Raw genomic sequence first — 2,413 nt, forward strand, 5'->3', positions numbered from 1 at the left:
TGCTCTTGTATTCGAGCACCGTGTAGCCGCGCTTCATCGCCATCAGGATGCGGTCGGAGCCGTGCTGCACGGGCAGGTGCAGGTGGTTGACCAGCTTAGCGTTGGTGGCGTAGGCCTCGATCAGGCGCGCGGTGAATTCCTTCGGGTGGCTGGTCGTATAGCGGATGCGCTCGATGCCCGGGATCTCGGCCACGTATTCGAGCAGCAGGGCGAAATCGGCACGCTCGCTGGTGTCGCCCATCTTGCCGATGTAGGCGTTGACGTTCTGGCCCAGCAGCGTGACTTCACGCACGCCCTGTTCGGCCAGGCCGGCTACCTCGGCCAGCACGTCCTCGAACGGGCGCGAGACCTCTTCGCCGCGGGTGTAGGGCACCACGCAGTAGCTGCAGTACTTCGAGCAGCCTTCCATGATCGACACGAACGCCGACGGGCCTTCCACGCGCGCGGGCGGCAGGTGGTCGAACTTCTCGATCTCGGGGAAGGACACGTCGACCTGCGAGCGGCCGGTGCGGCGGCGCGCCTCGATCAGCTCCGGCAGGCGGTGCAGCGTCTGCGGCCCGAACACCACGTCCACGTACGGCGCGCGCGCCACGATGGAGGCCCCTTCCTGGCTGGCCACGCAGCCGCCGACGCCGACCACGAGGTCCGGCTTGAGCGCCTTGAGCGCTTTCATGCGGCCGAGTTCGGAGAACACTTTCTCCTGCGCCTTCTCGCGCACGGAGCACGTGTTGAAGAGGATCACGTCCGCATCTTCGGGCGTGTCGGTGGGGACGAGACCTTCAGCCGCATTGAGCACGTCGGACATCTTGTCCGAGTCGTACTCGTTCATCTGGCAGCCGTAGGTTTTGATGAAGACTTTTTTCATGTGCCGTTCGCAGTGGTTGACCTGGGGGCACGTGTTTCGTGGGGCGTCTTGACTACTGAGACTTCGACTGCGCGGCCGCTGCGGCCTTGTAGTCGTCGTCGCTGACGACCCAGGCGGTCAACAACTGCTGGTACAGGTCGAGCTGGTAGCGGACCTTGAACGTCTGCCCGACCACCGAGCCCGGCGGCAGCAGGCGCCCATCCAGCGACAGGATCCGCACGCCCGGTGCGAAGCGGATATCGGCGCTGGTGGTCCCGAAGCCGAACAGCAGGAAGCTGATCAGGCCGCCGCCGGTGCTCAGCGTGCCCGTGTTGACCGAGGTGACGGCCAACTGGGCGGCTGGGGCCGTCGCCGGAATGTTGCGCAGCACCTGCGCGTGGGCGGACAGCAGCGGAACCGATGCCGCCACGGCGGCAAAGGCGAGTGCGAGGACTTGACGTCGGGTGCGCATGGCGTCGTCAGGAGAAAGCCACCGCCGGGTGAGCGACCCGGCACACGAAACACGAGACAACCCGCAATTGTAACGCCCTGGGGCGCGGGGTGGCGTTTCCCTACAGCGTCTCGGCGATCTTGGCGGCCAGCGCCACACCGCTGAGGAAGGCGGCCTCCACGCGCGGGCCTTCGCACCAATCGCCGCAGGCGCCCAGGCGGGCGGCGGCGTCCCAGTGGCAGGGCGTGCCGGCCGATTGTTCCACCAGCGCGTGCGGCCACAGGTGGGCGGCCATCAGGGTCGGCTCCGGCGTGCCGGGGAAGGCCTCGGCAAAGCGGGCGTGCATGGCGTGCAGGGCTTGCTCGGGCGTGTCGCCGGCATGGGCGGCCGACCAGCCCGGCGAGGCGTGCACGACCCATGATTCGTCGACCATCACCCGGCCCGGCTTGGCGTTGTCGCGTGCGGCCCAGGCGAGCATGTCGTCGTCGATGCGGATGCCGTCGTACGGTACGTCCAGCGGCTGTGCAAAGCCCATCATCAATGCCCAGCACGGCGCGTAGCGGACCGGAGCGATGGTGTCCTGCAGTGCGGCCGGCGCGGCCGCGCCGTTGAACAGTGCCGGCAGCTCGGGCGCGGGCAGGGCCAGGGCGACGATGTCGGCGTGCACGGTGTCAGCGCCATCGCGCGTGAGCGTCCAGCGCTTGCCTTCGTGCGCTACGCGTGTGACGGCGTGGCCGAAGCGCACATCCAGCGGCGTGGCCAGGCTGCGCACCAGCGCGCCCATGCCGGGCAGGCCGACGTAACGCGCCTCGTCGCGCGTGTCGGCCACCAGGCCGCTGGCCGTGCGGTGGCCCCAGCGCGCCGGCCACGGCAGCACCGTGCCCTGGCGACGGGCGGCATCGACCGCGCGGCGGAAGGCTTCCGTACGCACGTTGAACGACTGCGCGCCGTGGTCAAAGGCGTAGGCCGGCGCGCCTTCCGGCAGCACCGTCGTCGCCAGCCGCCCGCCTACGCCGCCACTGCGCTCGTAGACGGTGGCGGCGATCCCCTCCGCGGCAAGCGCGTTGGCACAGGCAACACCGGCAATGCCGGCTCCGACGATGGCGATGGAAGGCTGG

General features: G+C 69.2%; 3 protein-coding genes. All 3 read right to left on the minus strand.

Going from position 1 to position 2,413, the window contains the following annotated elements; translation table 11 throughout:
- A partial coding sequence (gene miaB / locus QZ609_RS26440; RefSeq protein WP_295501466.1) for a tRNA (N6-isopentenyl adenosine(37)-C2)-methylthiotransferase MiaB occupies window positions 1-865 on the minus strand: 865 nt, incomplete at its 3' end.
- A gap of 52 nt (window positions 866-917) precedes the next feature.
- On the minus strand, window positions 918-1,316 hold the full coding sequence (locus QZ609_RS26445; protein WP_295501468.1) for a hypothetical protein: 399 nt from the start codon (window positions 1,314-1,316) through the stop codon (window positions 918-920).
- A gap of 100 nt (window positions 1,317-1,416) precedes the next feature.
- Window positions 1,417-2,413, minus strand: a 997-nt coding sequence (locus QZ609_RS26450; protein WP_295501471.1) for an NAD(P)/FAD-dependent oxidoreductase, incomplete at its 5' end; no start/stop codon positions are given.

It is taken from the genome of uncultured Ralstonia sp., from assembly GCA_913056305.1.
In the GTDB taxonomy this organism is placed as follows: domain Bacteria; phylum Pseudomonadota; class Gammaproteobacteria; order Burkholderiales; family Burkholderiaceae; genus Ralstonia.